14 protein-coding genes and 1 tRNA gene are annotated in these 16,554 nt (G+C 70.5%); 4 read left to right on the top strand and 11 right to left on the bottom strand.

Annotation, left to right across the window (positions count from 1 at the left end; translation table 11 throughout):
• The 6 genes from ACFV4K_RS27705 to argS form a co-directional block, all read right to left on the bottom strand.
• Window positions 1-805 (bottom strand): Rho termination factor N-terminal domain-containing protein (locus tag ACFV4K_RS27705; protein ID WP_379278838.1); only part of this gene is annotated, 805 nt, incomplete at its 3' end.
• A gap of 332 nt (window positions 806-1,137) precedes the next feature.
• Window positions 1,138-2,055 (bottom strand): homoserine kinase, encoded by a 918-nt coding sequence (gene thrB / locus ACFV4K_RS27700; RefSeq protein WP_379278836.1) that lies wholly within the window; start codon window positions 2,053-2,055, stop codon window positions 1,138-1,140.
• 139 nt (window positions 2,056-2,194) lie between these two features.
• Window positions 2,195-3,286: a threonine synthase gene (gene thrC / locus ACFV4K_RS27695; RefSeq protein ID WP_379278835.1), complete on the bottom strand. Its 1,092-nt coding sequence runs from the start codon at window positions 3,284-3,286 to the stop codon at window positions 2,195-2,197.
• On the bottom strand, window positions 3,283-4,677 hold the full coding sequence (locus ACFV4K_RS27690; protein WP_379278833.1) for a homoserine dehydrogenase: 1,395 nt from the start codon (window positions 4,675-4,677) through the stop codon (window positions 3,283-3,285). The genes thrC and ACFV4K_RS27690 overlap by 4 nt, the downstream gene beginning before the upstream one ends.
• The gene (gene lysA / locus ACFV4K_RS27685) at window positions 4,674-6,095 is read right to left on the bottom strand and encodes a diaminopimelate decarboxylase (RefSeq protein WP_379278831.1); all 1,422 of its coding nucleotides are present in this window, start codon (window positions 6,093-6,095) and stop codon (window positions 4,674-4,676) included. The genes ACFV4K_RS27690 and lysA overlap by 4 nt, the downstream gene beginning before the upstream one ends.
• The gene (gene argS / locus ACFV4K_RS27680; protein WP_379278829.1) at window positions 6,096-7,754 is read right to left on the bottom strand and encodes an arginine--tRNA ligase; all 1,659 of its coding nucleotides are present in this window, start codon (window positions 7,752-7,754) and stop codon (window positions 6,096-6,098) included. It lies immediately after the preceding gene.
• A 122-nt stretch (window positions 7,755-7,876) separates the two neighbouring features.
• Here argS and ACFV4K_RS27675 point away from each other — a divergent pair, with 122 nt between their 5' ends.
• The 4 genes from ACFV4K_RS27675 (at window position 7,877) to ACFV4K_RS27660 (ending at window position 11,301) form a co-directional block, all read left to right on the top strand.
• Window positions 7,877-8,839, top strand: coding sequence for a DUF3105 domain-containing protein (locus tag ACFV4K_RS27675; RefSeq protein WP_379278827.1), 963 nt, complete (start codon window positions 7,877-7,879; stop codon window positions 8,837-8,839).
• Window positions 8,840-8,850: 11 nt separating this feature from the next.
• Complete coding sequence (locus tag ACFV4K_RS27670; protein WP_379278825.1) at window positions 8,851-9,564, top strand: DUF305 domain-containing protein; 714 nt, start codon at window positions 8,851-8,853, stop codon at window positions 9,562-9,564.
• A gap of 113 nt (window positions 9,565-9,677) precedes the next feature.
• Window positions 9,678-9,753: transfer RNA gene (locus ACFV4K_RS27665), tRNA-Arg, on the top strand.
• 270 nt (window positions 9,754-10,023) lie between these two features.
• Window positions 10,024-11,301, top strand: a complete 1,278-nt coding sequence (locus ACFV4K_RS27660) for an alpha/beta hydrolase family protein (RefSeq protein WP_379278823.1) — start codon at window positions 10,024-10,026, stop codon at window positions 11,299-11,301.
• Window positions 11,302-11,303: 2 nt separating this feature from the next.
• Here the strand turns inward: ACFV4K_RS27660 and ACFV4K_RS27655 are convergent, their stop codons facing one another.
• The 5 genes from ACFV4K_RS27655 to ACFV4K_RS27635 form a co-directional block, all read right to left on the bottom strand.
• The gene (locus ACFV4K_RS27655; protein ID WP_379278821.1) at window positions 11,304-11,903 is read right to left on the bottom strand and encodes a TIGR03086 family metal-binding protein; all 600 of its coding nucleotides are present in this window, start codon (window positions 11,901-11,903) and stop codon (window positions 11,304-11,306) included.
• Window positions 11,904-11,912: 9 nt separating this feature from the next.
• Window positions 11,913-13,289, bottom strand: coding sequence for a hypothetical protein (locus tag ACFV4K_RS27650; protein ID WP_379278820.1), 1,377 nt, complete (start codon window positions 13,287-13,289; stop codon window positions 11,913-11,915).
• Window positions 13,290-13,465: 176 nt separating this feature from the next.
• Window positions 13,466-13,819 carry a hypothetical protein gene (locus ACFV4K_RS27645; RefSeq protein ID WP_357097764.1) on the bottom strand — a complete coding sequence of 118 codons (354 nt, stop codon included), beginning with the start codon at window positions 13,817-13,819 and terminating at the stop codon, window positions 13,466-13,468.
• Window positions 13,820-13,941: 122 nt separating this feature from the next.
• Window positions 13,942-15,075: an ABC transporter ATP-binding protein gene (locus ACFV4K_RS27640; RefSeq protein WP_379278818.1), complete on the bottom strand. Its 1,134-nt coding sequence runs from the start codon at window positions 15,073-15,075 to the stop codon at window positions 13,942-13,944.
• Window positions 15,072-16,554, bottom strand: a 1,483-nt coding sequence (locus tag ACFV4K_RS27635; RefSeq protein ID WP_379278816.1) for an ABC transporter permease, incomplete at its 5' end; no start/stop codon positions are given. The genes ACFV4K_RS27640 and ACFV4K_RS27635, both read right to left, overlap by 4 nt.

Here is a 16,554-nt window from a genome sequence, read left to right as displayed (position 1 = left end):
GCCCACGGCGACGCTCACGGAAGCGGCGACCCCGACGGCCGCGGCCCTCTTCGTCGTCACCACCGCGGTCGCTGCGGTCGCTGCGACCGGCGCCGTTCTGCTGACCGGCGTTCTGGTTGCGCTCGCCCTGGTCGCCGCGCTGACCGCGCTCGCCCTGACCGCGCTCGCCCTGGCTGCGATCGCGGCGACGCTCGCCGCCCTCCTGCTCGCCCTTGTCGGCGGCGGGGGCCTCGGCCGTGTCGGCCGCGCCACGCTGCTCGCGGCCCCGGCGCTGGCGGCCTCGGCCACGCTGGCCGCCGTCGCGAGTGTCCTCGCCACCCTCGGCGCGGGCGGTCTCGCCGTCCTCGCGCTTGGCCTCACGGGACTCCGCGCCCTTGGATTCGCGCGTCTCCGAAGCGTTTTGGCGGGACTCGGCCTTCTCGGCACGGTCGGCCTTCGCCTCGACCGGCGCCGCATCGGCGGACCGGGCGGACTTCTTCACGGACTCGGTGTCGGCGGCCGACACGGACTCCCCGCCGGTCGACGCGTCCTCGGCCTTCCCCTTGGCCTTCCCCGTGGTCTTGCCACCACTGGTCGCGGGCGCCTTGATGGTGGCCCCGACCTGGTTCTCCTTGATAGCGGCGATGAGATCACCCTTACGCATCCCGGAAGTGCCTCGGATACCGAGTTCTCCCGCAAGCGCACGCAACTGCGGCAACAACATTCCAGTCAGCCCCGATCGTGCGACGTCAGTTTGTTCGCTCATCTTCGAAATCTGTCCGGAGTCACTTTCGCGGCTCCCCGAGGACGCTGGATCACTGTCCACCCCGGGTGTCGCGAGCAGGTCCGTATCTGTCACGGAAATCCTTTCCTTCCCTCGACCGCCGTGTGCCAGTTCGAGGGTTCCTCCTGCAGTCCGGACTCCTGCCGGACTCGGATGCCGTATCGCCTGTCCCGCCGGACCGGTGGGCTCGCCAAATGGTGGGAGAGATCATTCCAGTTGACTGGCTACCCCCAAGTTTCGAGCCTCGAGCTCGAGCCCGAGCAAGGAGCCTCTGGAGCGATTTGCCCTGATGAAGCACCGGCGTCTGACGCGCACGATGTACGGACTCGCTCAGGATAGCTCCCACCTTTTGCATCGGCAAGGCAGGCGCGCTGTCAATCCACCAAGACGCCGTCGGCGATGCCGGGCTCGAGCACGCGCAGTCCGTCGGCGATCGCGAGTTCGCGCAGTTCCTCGGGGAATTCGCTGGTCGCGAAGGCCAACACGGTCGGACCTGCACCCGACACGGTAGCCGGAATGCCGGCCGCGCGCAGCCGTTCGATCCACTTCGTGGTGAGCGGCAGCGCCGAGGCGCGGTAGCCCTGATGTAGCCGGTCGGCTGTGGCGGGCATCAGCAGGTCAGGGCGCTGCGTCAAGGCGACTACCGCCAGCGCGGCCCGGCTGGCGTTGAAGGCCGCGTCGGCGTGCGGCACCGTGTCCGGGAGCAGACCGCGAGTGTGCGCGGTGGAGGAACGCTCCTCGGGGATGAGCACCACCGGGCGCAGCGAGGCGTGCGGTTCCAGCCGCACCGCGCGGTAGACGCGGCCGTGCAGCTCCGCCGTGCCGTTTCCGGCTGCGAGACCTTCGGTTTCGGACCAGGACACCACGATCCCGCCCAGAATGCTGGCCGACGCGTTGTCCGGGTGGCCCTCGAATTCCGAGGCCAGCTGCACCATCACGTCATCGCCGTAGGCCAGTCCGGCATCGAATTTCGTGGCCAGGCCGCGGCCGGCGGCCAAACCGCCGACCACCGCCGAAGCCGACGAGCCCATGCCCCGCGAATGCGGAATCACGTTGCGGCACACCACGTCCAGGCCGTCCGCCCACACACCTGCGGCCTGCAGGCCGCGTTCGATGGCGCGCACCACCAGATGCGAAGGGCCCCAGGGCACGTCATCGGCACCCTCCCCCTCGACCCGGATGGTCAGGCCGGTGTCGGTGGTGGACACCGTGATCTCGTCGTAGAGACCCAGAGCGATTCCCAGGGAATCGAATCCCGGACCCAGATTCGCGCTGGACGCCGGAACCCGCACGGTGACGGAGATTCCGGCGGGCAGCGTCCGCGTCCCGCCGGAGCCTCGCTGACGCTCGGCACCGCCGGACCGCGAAGCGGCTGTGTCATGGTTCTCTCGCTCCGCTCGATAACGAAGCTGTGCGTCGCGCGCGGTCAACTCAGGCCAGCTCGAGCTCGTGGGCCACGGCGACCGGGTCGACCGCGATCGGCTTGACCTCGGGCATCCCCTTGAGCGCGTTGTCCGGGTCCTTGAGACCGTTGCCGGTCACGGTGCAGACCACGGTGAGGCCGGAATCCAGCCAACCCTCGGCGCGCGCGGCCAGCAGACCGGCGACCGACGCGGCGGAGGCGGGCTCCACGAAGACGCCCTCGGTGGCCGCGACCAGACGGTACGCGGCGAGGATCTCCTCGTCGGTGGCCGCGCGGAAGGCGCCGCCCGACTCCTCCTTGGCGTTCATCGCACCGTTCCACGACGCGGGCGCGCCGATCCGGATCGCGGTGGCGATGGTCTCCGGGTTCGACACCGGAGCGCCGTTGACCAGCGGCGCGGCGCCCGCGGCCTGCACGCCCAGCATGCGCGGGCGCGAGGTGGTGACGCCGTCGGCGAAGTACTCGCTGTAGCCCTTCCAGTACGCGGTGATGTTGCCCGCGTTGCCGACCGGGAGGACGTGCACGTCGGGGGCCTTGCCCAGCGCGTCGGCGATCTCGAAGGCGGCGGTCTTCTGGCCCTCGATGCGGGCCGGGTTCACCGAGTTCACCAGGCCGACCTCGGGGAAGTCGGAGGTGACCTTGCGGGCCAGCTCCAGGCAGTCGTCGAAGTTGCCGTCCACCTGGATGATCTTCGCGCCCAGCATGACCGCCTGGGCCAGCTTGCCCATGGCGATCTTGCCCGACGGGATCAGCACCGCGCAGTGCAGTCCGGCGCGGGTGGCGTACGCCGCGGCCGAGGCCGAGGTGTTGCCGGTGGAGGCGCACAGCACGGCGGTCTTGCCGGTGTACTTGGCGTCGGTCATGGCCATGGTCATGCCACGGTCCTTGAACGAACCGGTCGGGTTCGCGCCCTCGACCTTGAGGTACACCTCGCAGCCGGTCAGTTCCGACAGGTGGTGTGCGGGCACCAGCGGGGTTCCGCCCTCGAAGAGAGTGACGGCCTTCCAGTCGGCGGGAATCGCGAGACGATCGCGATACGCGTCGATCAAACCCGGCCACGGCGTGTGCACAGGTGCAGCAGCGCGTGCGGTTGCACTCATTCCTCGGTGCCTTCCAATCTCAGAACACTGGTCACGGACGTGACGGAGTCCAGTTCGGCCAATGCGGCAACGGTATCCGCCAGCGCGGACTCCAGCGCGTGGTGGGTCACCACAACCAGGCGCGCACCCTCGTCGTGTCCCTCCTGGCGGACCGTCGAGATGCTCACACCGTGCTTGGCGAATTCCCCGGCGACCGCTTCGAGCACACCGGTGCGGTCGGCGACCTGCATGTTCACGTGGTAGCGGGTCGGGGTGTCGCCGATCGAGGCGATCGGCAGCTCAGCATAGACCGATTCGCCCGGTGCGCGGCCACCGTAGAACTTGTTGCGCGCCGCCATCACCAGGTCGCCCATCACGGCCGACGCGGTGGGAGCGCCGCCGGCGCCCTGCCCGTAGAACATCAGGCGGCCGGCGTTCTCGGCCTCCACGACCACGGCGTTGAACGCGCCACTGACCGCCGCGAGGGGGTGCTTGCGCGGGATCAGGGCCGGGTAGACGCGCACGGAGATCTTCTCCTTGCCGCCCTCATCGGTGACGCGCTCGGCCATGGCCAGCAGCTTCACCGTGCAGCCCACGGCCGCGGCGGTCTCCAGGTCCTCGGAGGTGATCTTGGAGATGCCCTCACGGTAGACGTCGCCGGAGGTGACGCGGGTGTGGAAGGCGACCGAGGCCAGGATCGCGGCCTTGGCGGCGGCGTCGTAGCCCTCGACGTCGGCGGTCGGGTCGGCCTCGGCGTAGCCCAGGCGGGTGGCCTCGGCCAGCACGTCGTCGTAGTCGGCGCCGGTCTCGGCCATGGCCGAGAGGATGAAGTTGGTGGTGCCGTTCACGATGCCGACCACGCGATTCACCCGGTCGCCGGACAGCGACTGGATGAGCGGGCGGACCACCGGGATGGCGCCGGCGACGGCGGCCTCGAAGTAGAGGTCGGCGCGGTGGTTCTCGGCCGCGGCGGCCAGCTCGCCGGTGTAGTCCGCGAGCAGCGCCTTGTTGGCGGTGACCACGGACTTGCCCGCGTTCAGGGCCGCGGAGATGAGGGCGCGGGCCGGGTCGATGCCGCCCATCACCTCGACGACGATGTCGACGTCGTCGCGGGTGACCAGGGCCTCGGCGTCGGTGGTGAGCAGGTCGGCGGACAGGCCGCGGTCCTTGCTCAGGTCCCGCACCGCGACGCCGCGCAGCACGACGGGGGCGCCGACACGGTTGCACAGGTCGTCGGCGTGGTCACGAATGATGCGGACCACCTCGGTGCCGACCGTGCCCATGCCGAGGACCGCGACACCGATCGGGTGATCCGATCCCCACACGCCGTTCTTCGCAGCGTTGTTCGCTACCTCGGGCCCACCCGTCGCCCCACCGCCACCCCCAACGGAATCGCTCCGCGAAGCTGTCATCGTTGCACCTCCAAGCTGAGTAGGTCCTCCACCGTTTCACGGCGGAGGATCAAGCGCGCCTTGCCGTCTCGCACCGCGACCACCGGTGGCCGGGTGAGCATGTTGTAACGGCTCGACATCGAGTAGCAGTACGCGCCGGTCGCGGCCACCGCCACCAGGTCGCCCGGGCCCACATCGGCCGGGAGCCAGGTATCGCGGATGACGATATCCCCACTCTCGCAATGCTTTCCGACCACTCGGGCCACCACCGGACCGGCCTCGCTGGACCGCGAGACCAGCCGGCAGTCGTATTCGGCCTGGTACAGGGCCGGACGAATGTTGTCGCTCATGCCGCCGTCGACGCTCACATAGCGTCGGCGATTGCCGCCGTCGAGCACAACATCTTTGATGGTGCCCACCTCGTAGAGGGTGACGGTGCCGGGACCGGCGATGGCGCGGCCCGGCTCGACAGCGATGGTCGGCATCGGCAGCCCGGCGCGCTCGGCCTCCTCGGCCACGATGCGGCGCAGGTTGGCGGCGAAGCCGTCCAGGGCGGGCGGATCCTCGTGCGGCAGGTACGAGATGCCCAGGCCGCCACCGAGATCCAGGATCCGCATCTGCTCGGCGCGTTCCGTGCCGAACTTGTCGGCGACCTCGCGCAGCAGGCCCAGCATGCGGCGGGTGGAGATCTCGAAGCCGTCGATCTCGAAGATCTGCGAGCCGATGTGCGAGTGCAGGCCGAGCAGGCGCAGGTTGTCGGATTCGAAGACCCGCGCGATGGCCTGCATGGCGTCGCCGCCCGCGATGGAGAAGCCGAACTTCTGATCCTCGTGCGCGGTCGAGATGTACTCGTGGGTGTGGGCTTCCACGCCGACGGTGACGCGCACCAGCACGTCGACGACCTTGCCCGCGCGCTTGGCGACAGCTTCCAGCCGCTCGATCTCGATCAGCGAGTCGACGACCACGTCGCCGACGCCCGCCTCGACCGCCATCTCCAGCTCGGCCACCGATTTGTTGTTGCCGTGCAGCGCGATTCGCTCGGCCGGGAAGCCGGCGTGCAGCGCCACCGCGAGCTCGCCGCCGGAGCAGACATCCAGGTGCAGGCCCTCGTCGCGGATCCAGCGGGCGATCTCGCCGCACAGGAACGCCTTGGAGGCGTAGTGGACTCGCGCGCCGTCACCGAAGGCGCGGACCATGTCGCGGCAGCGCGACCGGAAGTCGTCCTCGTCGATGACGAACAGCGGGGTGCCGAATTCGGCGGCCAGCTCGTGCACCGGGACACCGGCCAGCCGCACCACGCCGTCGGCGTCGCGGGAGGCGTTGCGCGGCCACACGTTCGCGGGCAGCTCGATCATCTGGGCGGGCGCGCTGGGGCGCTCGGCCAGGGTGGGCGCGTGCGGAATGTCCGCGTGGCGGGGACCGGCGGGGTGGGCACTCATCTACATACGCTCCGGAGCACTGACGCCTAGCAGGCCGAGGCCGTTGGCGAGAACCTGACGGGTGGCTTTGACCAGCTCGAGACGAGCGGCGTTGAGCGGGGTGACCTCATCGTCGCCCTGCGGGATCACGCGCAGCGTCTTGTCGGACTGGAAGGGGTGGTACGCGCCGGCCAGCTCCTCGAGGTAGCGGACGACGCGGTGCGGCTCGCGCATGTCGGCGGCGGTGGCCACCACGCGCGGGTACTCGCCGAGGGTGCGGATCAGCTCGCCCTCGCGGTCATCGGTGAGAAGCGCGAAATCCGGTGCGACCGAGGCGTAGTCGAACGCGGCGGAGTTGCCGATGATCTGGTTGGTGCGGGCGTGCGCGTATTGCACGTAGTAGACCGGGTTCTCGCTGTCCTGGCGGGTCCACAGGTCCAGGTCGATGTCGATGCTGGAGTTCACCGAAGAGCGCACCAGCGAGTAGCGGGCGGCGTCGACGCCGATCTGCTCGACCAGGTCGTCGAGGGTGACGACGGTGCCCGCGCGCTTGGACATGCGGACGGCCGCACCGTCTTTCACCAGGTTCACCATCTGGCCGATGAGCACCTCGACGGTGTCGGGGTTGTCGCCGAACGCCGCGGCGGCGGCCTTCAGGCGGCCGATGTAGCCGTGGTGGTCGGCGCCCAGCATGTAGATGCACAGGTCGAAGCCGCGCGAGCGCTTGTTCTGGAAGTAGGCGATGTCACCGCCGATGTAGGCGGACTTGCCGTCGCTCTTGATGACGACGCGGTCCTTGTCGTCGCCGTACTCGGTGGAGGCGATCCACCAGGCGCCGTCCTTCTCGTACAGGTTGCCCGACGCCTTGAGCTCGTCGAGGGCCTTCTCCACCGCGCCGGAGGCGAACAGCGAGCTCTCGTTGAAGTACACGTCGAAGTCGGTGCCGAATTCGTGCAGCGTCTTCTTGATGTGCGCGAACATCAGCTCGACGCCCTCGCGGCGGAACAGCTCGTGGCGCTCGGTCTCCGGGAGTTCCAGCACGCCCGGGTTGGTCTTGACCACGGTGTCGGCGATGTCGTTGATGTAGTCGCCCGCGTAGCCGTCCTCGGGGGTCGGCTGCCCCAGCGCGGCGGCGACCAGCGAGTTGGCGAAGCGGTCGATCTGCGCGCCGTGGTCGTTGAAGTAGTACTCGCGGGTGACGTCGGCGCCCTGCGCGGCCAGGATGCGGCCGAGCGCGTCGCCGACCGAGGCCCAGCGGGTGCCGCCCAGGTGGATGGGGCCGGTGGGGTTGGCGGAGACGAACTCCAGGTTGATCCTGGTGCCGCCCATGGCGTCCGCGGTGCCGAAGTTCGCGCCCGCCTCCAGGATCTTCTCCACGATCGCGCCCTGCGCGGCCTTGGCCAGGCGGATGTTCAAAAAGCCGGGTCCCGCGACTTCGGCGACCTCGATGCCCTCGGCGGCGGTCAGCGCCTCGGCGAGCAGGGTGGCGAAATCGCGCGGGTTCATTCCCGCCTTCTTGCCTACCTGCATGGCCACATTCGTGGCATAGTCACCGTGCTCGGGGTTGCGGGGACGCTCCACCTTGACCTCGTCGGGCAGGACCGCAGGGTCGGATCCACGTTCGACAAGTACCTTCGCCGCGGTAGCACGAAGGAGATCTGCAAGGTCAGCTGGAGTCACGAGTCACTATCCTATGGTCTGAGCAGGTGAACGCCGCGAGCGGGCACCACCGGGCAGGTGCCCAGCAAACGATGCGGCCGCGTCGTTTGATTGTCCGACACGTCGAAAAGAGCACAACAAGCATGCCGAGCAAGACCAGTGCCAAATCGGCCAAGGCCATCAAGGCCGCGGGCAAGTCCGCCGGGTCGTCCCGCAAGGGCGGTGGCGGCGGACTGGGCGGTAAGCGCCAGATCCCGTGGCTCATGATCGGCGCCGTCGTCTGCGTCCTCGCCCTGATCGGCGGCATCGCCTGGGTGCTCGTGCCGAAGATCCAGGACAAGCAGGAGCAGAGCAAGTACACGCCGTCCGCGCAGAAGAAGGATCCCTCGGATCAGATCTCCGGCGTGGTGAAGAAGGACTACGCGGCGGGCCTGCACATCTCCGCGACCCAGCGGGTGGCCTACGACCAGGCCCCGCCCTTCGGCGGCCCGCACGACAGCTCGTGGGCGGCGTGCACCGGCGTGGTGTACCCGAAGGCGATCCGCACCGAGAACGCGGTGCACTCGCTCGAGCACGGTGCGATCTGGATCGCCTACAACCCGGACAAGCTCGACAAGGCGGGCGTCGACACGCTGTCGGCCAAGGTCAAGGGCAAGCCGTACACCCTGATGTCGCCGTACCCGGGCCTGGATTCGGCCATCTCGCTGCAGTCGTGGGGTCACCAGCTCAAGCTGGACAGCGCCGATGACAAGCGCGTCACCCAGTTCATCACCGCGCTGCGGCTGAACCAGTACGCCTACCCCGAGGTCGGCGCGGACTGCGCGAACCCGACCTTCAAGACCGACGACCCGCCGGCCTTCGACCCGAGCGCCCCCGGCCCCGACGCGGTCCCGATGGACGGCACCGGCGCGACCAAGGCGCAGAACGAGACCGGCGGCACCCCGGGCATGCCCGGCGGCATCCCCGCCTTCCCCGGCGGTATCCCGAGCCTGCCCGAGGGCACCCCGGGTCTGCCGACCGACGCCGGCCTGCCCGGCGGCATCCCGACCATCCCGGCCCCGACCGACGGCCCGACGCAGCCGGAGCAGCCGGCTCCGACCCAATAGTGCCGCCGTTCATGGCCGACGTTCCCGATCGCAGCTCCGAGCCGGATCCCGCCGCCGAACCCGACCAGCAGCCGCGCCGCAACCAGCGGCAGCTGCTGGCGATCCTCGGCGTGGTCGGGGTGCTGCTCGTCGGTTTCCTGGCCGGAATCCTGGTCGGCAATCCGCTGCGGCATCAGACCGAAACGCCCGGCGCCGTGGATGTCGGCTTCTCCCAGGACATGTCGGTGCACCACACGCAGGCGGTGCAGATGTCGAGTCTGGCGCTGACCGGGTCGGCCGACCCGGCGGTGAAGCGCCTGGCCTACGACATCCTGACCACGCAGGCCAATCAGGCCGGGCGCATGCAGGGTTGGCTGCAGCTGTGGGACAAGCCGCTCATCTCCCCCGAGGGCTATATGGGCTGGATGACCGACATGTCGGCGCACCAGCATTCGGGCACGGCCATGCACGCCGGCGCGGTGCAGACCATGCCCGGCATGGCCTCGGATCAGGAGATGGCCGCGCTCGGCCAGGCCACCGGTCCGGCCCAGGACGCACTGTTCCTGCAGCTCATGCTGCGCCACCATCAGGGCGGCATGCCCATGATCGAGTACGCGGAACAGCGCGCCGACACCGACGCGGTGCGGTCGCTGGCGGAGAGTATGGCCAAAACCCAGCAGGGTGAGGCCGATCTGATGACGCAGATGCTCGCCGAACGCAAGGTCGCACCGCTGCCGATGAACTGAGGACCGGCGGACCGGGTGGATAGAAACGCCCGGTCCGCATCGGTTTTTGGCGCAGCGCAGCCGATGCGATACGCTTTCCCCGCCCGACCGGGAGACCGGACGGGACCATCCCCGCCCTCGTAGCTCAGGGGATAGAGCGTCTGCCTCCGGAGCAGAAGGCCGCAGGTTCGATTCCTGCCGAGGGCACCACCAAAGGCCCCGACCGTCAATGACGGTCGGGGCCTTTGTCGTTCGCGCGGCTGTCGTTCGCGCACCGGGACAGCCGAACCAGATGTCTGACTTATCGTGCCATCGTGACGGATCGGTATTCCGATTCACGGCCCTGGGCGGGAAGGTAGAGCTGTGCATCGCGGTGTCCGGTTGCGCAGGAGGCAGCCGGACACCGCGAGCGCGTTCCGGGCAGATCGGTCGGCCCTGCCTTGCCGAGTGAAACACGTGCACGCCGGTATCTTCTGAGAGGTGCCGGAGAACGAGAGCGCCCGTCCAGGACAGCGGTCGCGGCGCGCCTCGCGCCCCGGGTTCCGCCGCTTGTTCCCGCTGCTCGCGGCCACCGTCAGCGGCTCGATCCTGGCCGCATCGGCCACCGCCACACCCGTCCGGACGGAAGAGACGACCCTCGCGTCGTTCTACGACCCGGCCGCCGACCGGATTCCCGGGACCCACGGTTCGGTGATCCAGATCCGGCCGCTCACAGGCGATCCCGCGCTCGCCGGGGCACGTAACTATCTGCTGATGTACCGCTCGATCGATATGCAGGGCGATCCGGTCGCGGTCACCGGCACGCTCGCGGTGCCCGACAGCACGCCGCCGCCCGGCGGCTGGCCGTTGATCTCCTGGGCGCACGGCACCACCGGGGTCGCCGACGCGTGCGCGCCCTCCCAGGACACCTCCCCCGACTTCCCGGCCCACGACTACACCTCGATGGTGCGGCGGGTGCAGGAGCGCTGGGTGGCGGCCGGGTACGCGGTCGCGCAGACCGACTATCAGGGGCTGGGCACGCCCGGGCCGCACGGCTATCTGATCGGCACCGCCGAGCAGCGCGCCGTCACCGATATGGCCAGGGCCGCACGGCAGATCGACCCCGATATCGGGACGCGCTGGGTGGCGGTCGGGCATTCCCAGGGCGGGCAGGCGGCCGTGTTCACCGACGCGCAGGCTCAGCAGTGGGCGCCGGACCTGCAATTGCTGGGCGCGGTGGCGCTCGCCCCGGCCTCACACCAGGGCATCGGTTTGCAGGCCTCGCAGCTGGCCACCACCGCGGGCGTGGCGGGGGCGCTGGCCCCGCTCACCGGCGGCGCGGTGTCGTTCCTGCCGTTGATCATTCGCGGCGCGCAGACGGTGGCCGAGGTGGATCCCTTTCGATTCCTCACGGCGCGTGCGCAATCCATGCTGGATCAGGCCGACAACCGGTGCATCGGTCAACTGCGGCAACCGGATTCGTGGGGCGGACTGAACTCCGACGACGTTTTCCGGCGCGACGGGGACACCGCCGCGCTGATCCGCGTGCTGGACGAGAACGACCCCACCGCCCTGTCGTTCACCCAGCCGCTGCTGGTGTTGCAGGGCCACGCCGACACGACCGTACCCGCCCCGGGCACCGAGGCCATGGTGGTGCAGCAGCGCGCGAGCGGGCAGCCGGTGGAGTACCACGCCTACACGGGGGTGGATCACCGCGGCGTGCTCGACGCGTCGTTCGATGACGCACTGGGCTGGGTGAATCGGCGCTTCGGGCGCTGAGCTCAGGCCGACGGCGTCCAGGCCGGGTCGCGGCCGAACCAGGCGGCGAGGCGGTCGTACGCGGGGGCGTCGGCGGCGATCGGCATCTCCGGGCCGAAAGCCTTTCCCGGGCCCCGGAATTCGGGTTTCAGGACCCGATGCGACCAGGCCAGGCCGTATTCGGCGAGTTCCGGGTCCAAGACCCGGTCCTGGCCGGTGGCGCGGGCGAGATCCCAGGTGTGCGTGGCGAATTCGGCGATCTGCTGGTCGACGCGGCCGCGCAGCGGGGCCTCCCCGCCCAGGCCGGGCACCGGCCGGTCCAGGTCGGCGGCCCGCCACTCGTCGAGCAGGGCTCGCGCGCGGGTCTGGAATTCGGCGGACCAGTCCGTGCCGACCTCGTCGGGCGGGGCTCCCCACTCGGGCATGTCGCCGCGGGCGGCGATGCGGAAGTCGCGCAGGATCTGACCGATCAGGTGGGTCGCCAGCTCCCGCACGGTCCAGTCCGCGCACGGGGTGGGCTGGTCGGCCTGGTCCGGGGTGACGGCGGCGATGACCTCGCCGGTCTGGGTGATCGCCCGGGTCAGGAGAGCGATGGTCGGGTCCACCGGTGATGTGTCGGCCATGCGGCCAGATTAGCCCCGGGGCAGGACCTTCCGGGGTTCATCGGCGTGGGGCGCGGCGGGCGCGGTGCGCGCCGGGCGGATCCGCCACAGCAGATACACCCCGGCCGCGCAGCCGAGGGTGACGACCAGCGCCGCCCACCCGGGCGCCGCCGAGACCACGCCGCTCGGATCCCGGTACCAGCGCGGCGAATACGCGACCCGGCCGAAGTCGCTGCCGCGCAGCGCCACCACCAGGCAGGGCACGATCAGCACCGCGATGGCCACCACCGCGCTGCCGGCGGACTTCGGCACGGCCGCGCCGAAGCAGCAGCCGATGGCGAATCCGGTGGCCACGACGCCGAGCACCGGGATCACCGAGTACTGATGGGCCAGGTCCGCGGTGCCCGCCGCGAAGACGGCCAGCGCCCCGGTCACCGCCAACGCGAGCCACGGGGAGCGCCGCGACCGTCCGGCGACCAGTCCGGCCAGCAGGGCCAGCACCGGGAACGGCGCGGTCCAATCCGGCCGCGGCACGGCGATGATCGCGCTGCCCGCATTGGCCACCGCGACCGCCAGCAGCACCAGCGTGCCCTCGCGGCCCGGCAGCAACAGGGCGGCCAGGACGGCCGCGCCGACGGTGACGGCGACGGCCGCGCCGATCTGCACGAACGTCCCGGCGTGGCGCACGAACCGTTCCGTCGACAGCACGGTCGCGGTGATCACCACGAGCGCGGACAGGATGGTGCCGATGGCCAGGTCGGTGGTCTCCTGCTCGGTCACCGGATCGGACTGTTGCAGCGCGATTCCCGCGGCCAGCAGCGCGGCGGTGAGCAGCAGCAGCCACACGGGCGGCGTTCCGACCGAGGCCAATTGGATGAGCGGGTTGCTGCCGCCGTCGGCGGGTGGCAGCGAGGTCTGGTCCCCGATCAGGATCGAGCCGAGCGCGCCGATGAGGAAGGCCGCGGTCGCGAGCGGCTTGCCGAAGACCGCGACGGCGAGCGCGCCGAGCAGGATGCCCGCGAAGATGGAGTCGATGTAATTGGCGGTGGTGAGGCTGTCCATGGTCGGCGCGCCCCGGTTCCAGAACTGGTCGACCAGCAGCATGACCGCGCTGCCGCAGGCGGTGATCCAGGCGCTGCGTCTGCCGAGCGCGACCACCAGGGCCGCCGACACCACGGCCAGCGCGGCGCCGGCCGCCGCGGCACGCGGCATATTGAGGACGAGCAGATCCAATTGCAGGACCGGTCCGGCGGTGGCGCCGCCGAGATCGAGGGGGGCCATCAGCAGCAGTCCCGCCACGGCCGCGCCGAGCAGGGCCGCGAGCGTCTCGATCGTCACCGCGTAGCGCCGGATCGACAGGGGTGCGGCCATGCCGGCCTGGTGTGCCAGCGCGAACCTCGCGCCCATGTGTCACCTACTCCCTCGGTGATGCGACGCCTTCCGCGTACGGCGATGTCGAGCAGCTATGTGTGACCGAGGCTAACAGCCCTGCGCAGTGTGCATTCCGGGATGTGGAGTCGGTCACACGGGACGGCGATCACACGAAGCGCGTGGGAGCGGGGGTGCGGTTCGCGCGAGCCGGTTCAGGCGCAGCGGAAGCGGAAGGTCGCGAGCGGGGTGATGCCCGGCACCGAGGTGACCTCGAGCGCGGAATCGCCGTCGAGCATGCAGCCGATGGGCGCGGCGACCTGAACCCGGTAGCAGCCCGGCGCGCCCGGGTAGACGGCCGAGCCGTCGGCGCCGGTGGTGATGGTGGCCAGGCTCGCGCCGCCGCCGCAGGGCGCGATGTCGGCGGCCACGCCCGCCATGGGGAACTGTTCGGTTCCGAAGACCGCCTGCACCTTCAGCGCCGGATCGGCGGCCGGTTCGGCGCCTGCCTGCGGGGCGAGCGCGCACGCGGCGGCGAGGGCGGACATGACGATCAGCGTGCGGCGCACCGGGTCTCCTTCGGCCTCGAGCCGATGATTCGGCTTCCGCGCCAATATAGGTGCTTCCCAGACCATTCGGTCACATTCCGTCGACCCGGTGCCCGGTGTGAGTCGACCCCGTGCCCGTGTGATCAGACCGCGGAAACGGCGTCCGGCACCGTGAACACGCCGGGCGCGGCGCCGTTGCGGGGTGCGTGACCGGCGGCGGCGCACTGCTCGGAGGTGAAAGCGACGGCCGCGCCGAGGACTTCGAGGTCGACCCGGTCGCCGACCGCGGGCGCGCCGACACTGACCCGGCGTACCTGGATCGGTTCCGGGGAGCCGTCGAGGTCGAGGGTGAGCATGACGTCCGCGCCGCGGAATTCGAGGGCGCGCACGGTGGCGCTCCCGGCGTCGTCGGCGGCGGTGGCGTGGGCCAGCAGCTGTTCGGGGCGCAGCATGATCGCGCCCTGCCCGGTCGGGGCGTCGGCCTGCACGGGGATCCGGCCCAGCAGGGTCTCGGCGGTCACCGGCCCGATGCTGGCGTCGAGCAGCACGGTGTCGCCGAGGAATCCGGCGGTGAACAGGTCCGCGGGCTCGGCGTACACCTGTTCCGGGGTGCCGACCTGGGTGAAGCGGCCCGAGCACATGACGGCCACCTGATCGGCGAAGGACAGCGCCTCCTCCTGATCGTGGGTGACCAGGATGCTGGTCATGCCCGCGGCGCGCAGGGTTTCGGCGACGGCCTGGCGGGTGGCGGCGCGCAGTCCGGTGTCGAGGGCGCTGAAGGGTTCGTCGAGCAGTATGAGGGCGGGTTTGCGGGCCAGCGCCCGGGCCAGCGCGACGCGCTGCTGCTGACCGCCGGAGAGCTGGTGCGGCCGCCGATCCGCATAAGACGGGTCGAGCGAGACCATTTCGAGGAGTTCGGCCACGTGCTGCCGGTGCTTGCGGCTCGCCCCGAACCCGCCGCCCAGCCCGTAGGCGATGTTCTGTCCCACGGTCAGGTGCGGGAACAGCGCGCCGTCCTGCGCCACATAACCGATGCGGCGGCGATGCGCGGGCAGCGAGAAGCCTTCGCGGGTGACGGTTTCCCCGCCGATGGTGACCGAGCCCGCGTCGGGGTGCTCGAATCCGGCGATCACCCGCAGCAGGGTGGTCTTGCCGCAGCCGGAGGAGCCGACGACGGCGGTGGCGGTGCCGTCGGCGACGTCGAGGCCGATGCCGTCGAGGACCGGCGCTCCCGGCCCGAAGCTCTTGCGAACCTGGTCTACGACAAGCCGACTCACAATCCCGCCGCCTTCCTGGATTGGGTGAACAGCAGATAGGTGACCGGCACCGAGGCGATGATCATGATCAGCGCGTAGGGCGCGGCGGCGGCGTAGTCCAGTTCGCCCGACAGCTGCCAGAACTGCATGGCGAGGGTGTTGGTGCCGTTGGGAGCGAGCAGCAGGGTGGCGGTCAGTTCGGTGGCCACGGCCACGAACACCATGGCGGCGGCGGCCGCGGCGGCGGGCGCGGTCAGGCGCAGGGTGACGCGGAAGAACGTGGCGGCCGGGGACTTTCCGAGCGCCAGCGACGCCTCCTCCAGCCCGATCGGCACCTGGGCCAGCCCGGCGCGCACGCTGACCAGGGCGCGCGGCAGGAACATCAGAGTGTAGGCGGCCAGGATGGTGGCGGCGGTCTGATAGAAGACGGGCAGCCAGCGGATCGACACGGTCACCAGGGCCAGCGCGATCACGATGCCCGGCAGCGAACTGGTGATGTAGTTGGCGCCCTCGATGATTCGCGCGAACCGCGAGGTGGACCGGACCGCGACCCACGCGACCGGGAAGGCGCACAGGGTGGTGATCACCGCGGCGGTGGCGGCCAGACCGATGGTCTGGCCCAGGGATTCGCCGATGTCGACGGTGTTCCACACCGCCGAGCCGCCGATCTTCAGCCAGCGCCCGATGGTCCACAGCGGCACGCCCAGCGTGGCCGCGAGCGCCCCGAACAACACCAGGAGCATGGGAATCCGGCCCAGCCCCAGGCGGATCCGGTGGACGCCGCGCTGCGCGCCGCCGCCGATCCGCGCGTAGCGGGCCCGCCCGCGCACCCCGGCCTCGGCGGCGAGCAGCACCAGGCACAGCACCACCAGTACGCCGGACAGGGTGCTGCCCGCGGCCCCGGCGAAGCTGGACTGGTACTGCTGGAAGATAGCGGTGGTGAAGGTGTCGAACCGGATCATGGCGAAGGCGCCGTACTCGGCGAGCAGGTGCAGCGAGATCAGCAGTCCGCCACCGAGAATCGCGAGCCGGAGCTGCGGCAGCACCACCCGCGCGAAGACGGCGAACGGTCCCGAGCCCAGGGCCCGGGCCGATTCCTCCACGGCCGGGTCGAGCCGGCGCAGGGTGGCCGCGGCGGGCAGGTACACCAGCGGGAAGTAGGAGACGGTGGCGACGAGCACGCCCGCCCACAGTCCGTGCAGCGAGGGAATGGCGCTGACCCAGCCGTAGCTGTTGACGAAGGCCGGAACCGCCAGGGGCGCGGCGAAGGCCGGTCCCCACCAGGTCGCGCCCGGCACGTCGGTGCGTTCCACGATCCAGGCCAGCCCGACGCCGAGCGTGACGCTGATCGGCACGGTGAGGACCACCAATTCGGCGGTGTTGCGCAGCAATTCGGCCACGCGCGGCCGGAAGACGAGCTCGGCGGTCTCGTGCACGCCGGTGGAGACCAGGGTGGACACGATGTAGCCCAGGGGCACGAGCGTCGCCGCCACCATGAGC

This window comes from Nocardia sp. NPDC059764 (genome assembly GCF_042732555.1).
GTDB lineage: Bacteria > Actinomycetota > Actinomycetes > Mycobacteriales > Mycobacteriaceae > Nocardia.
The sequence above is the reverse complement of the archived record's forward strand: the minus strand, read 5'-3'. Positions and strand labels throughout refer to the sequence as shown.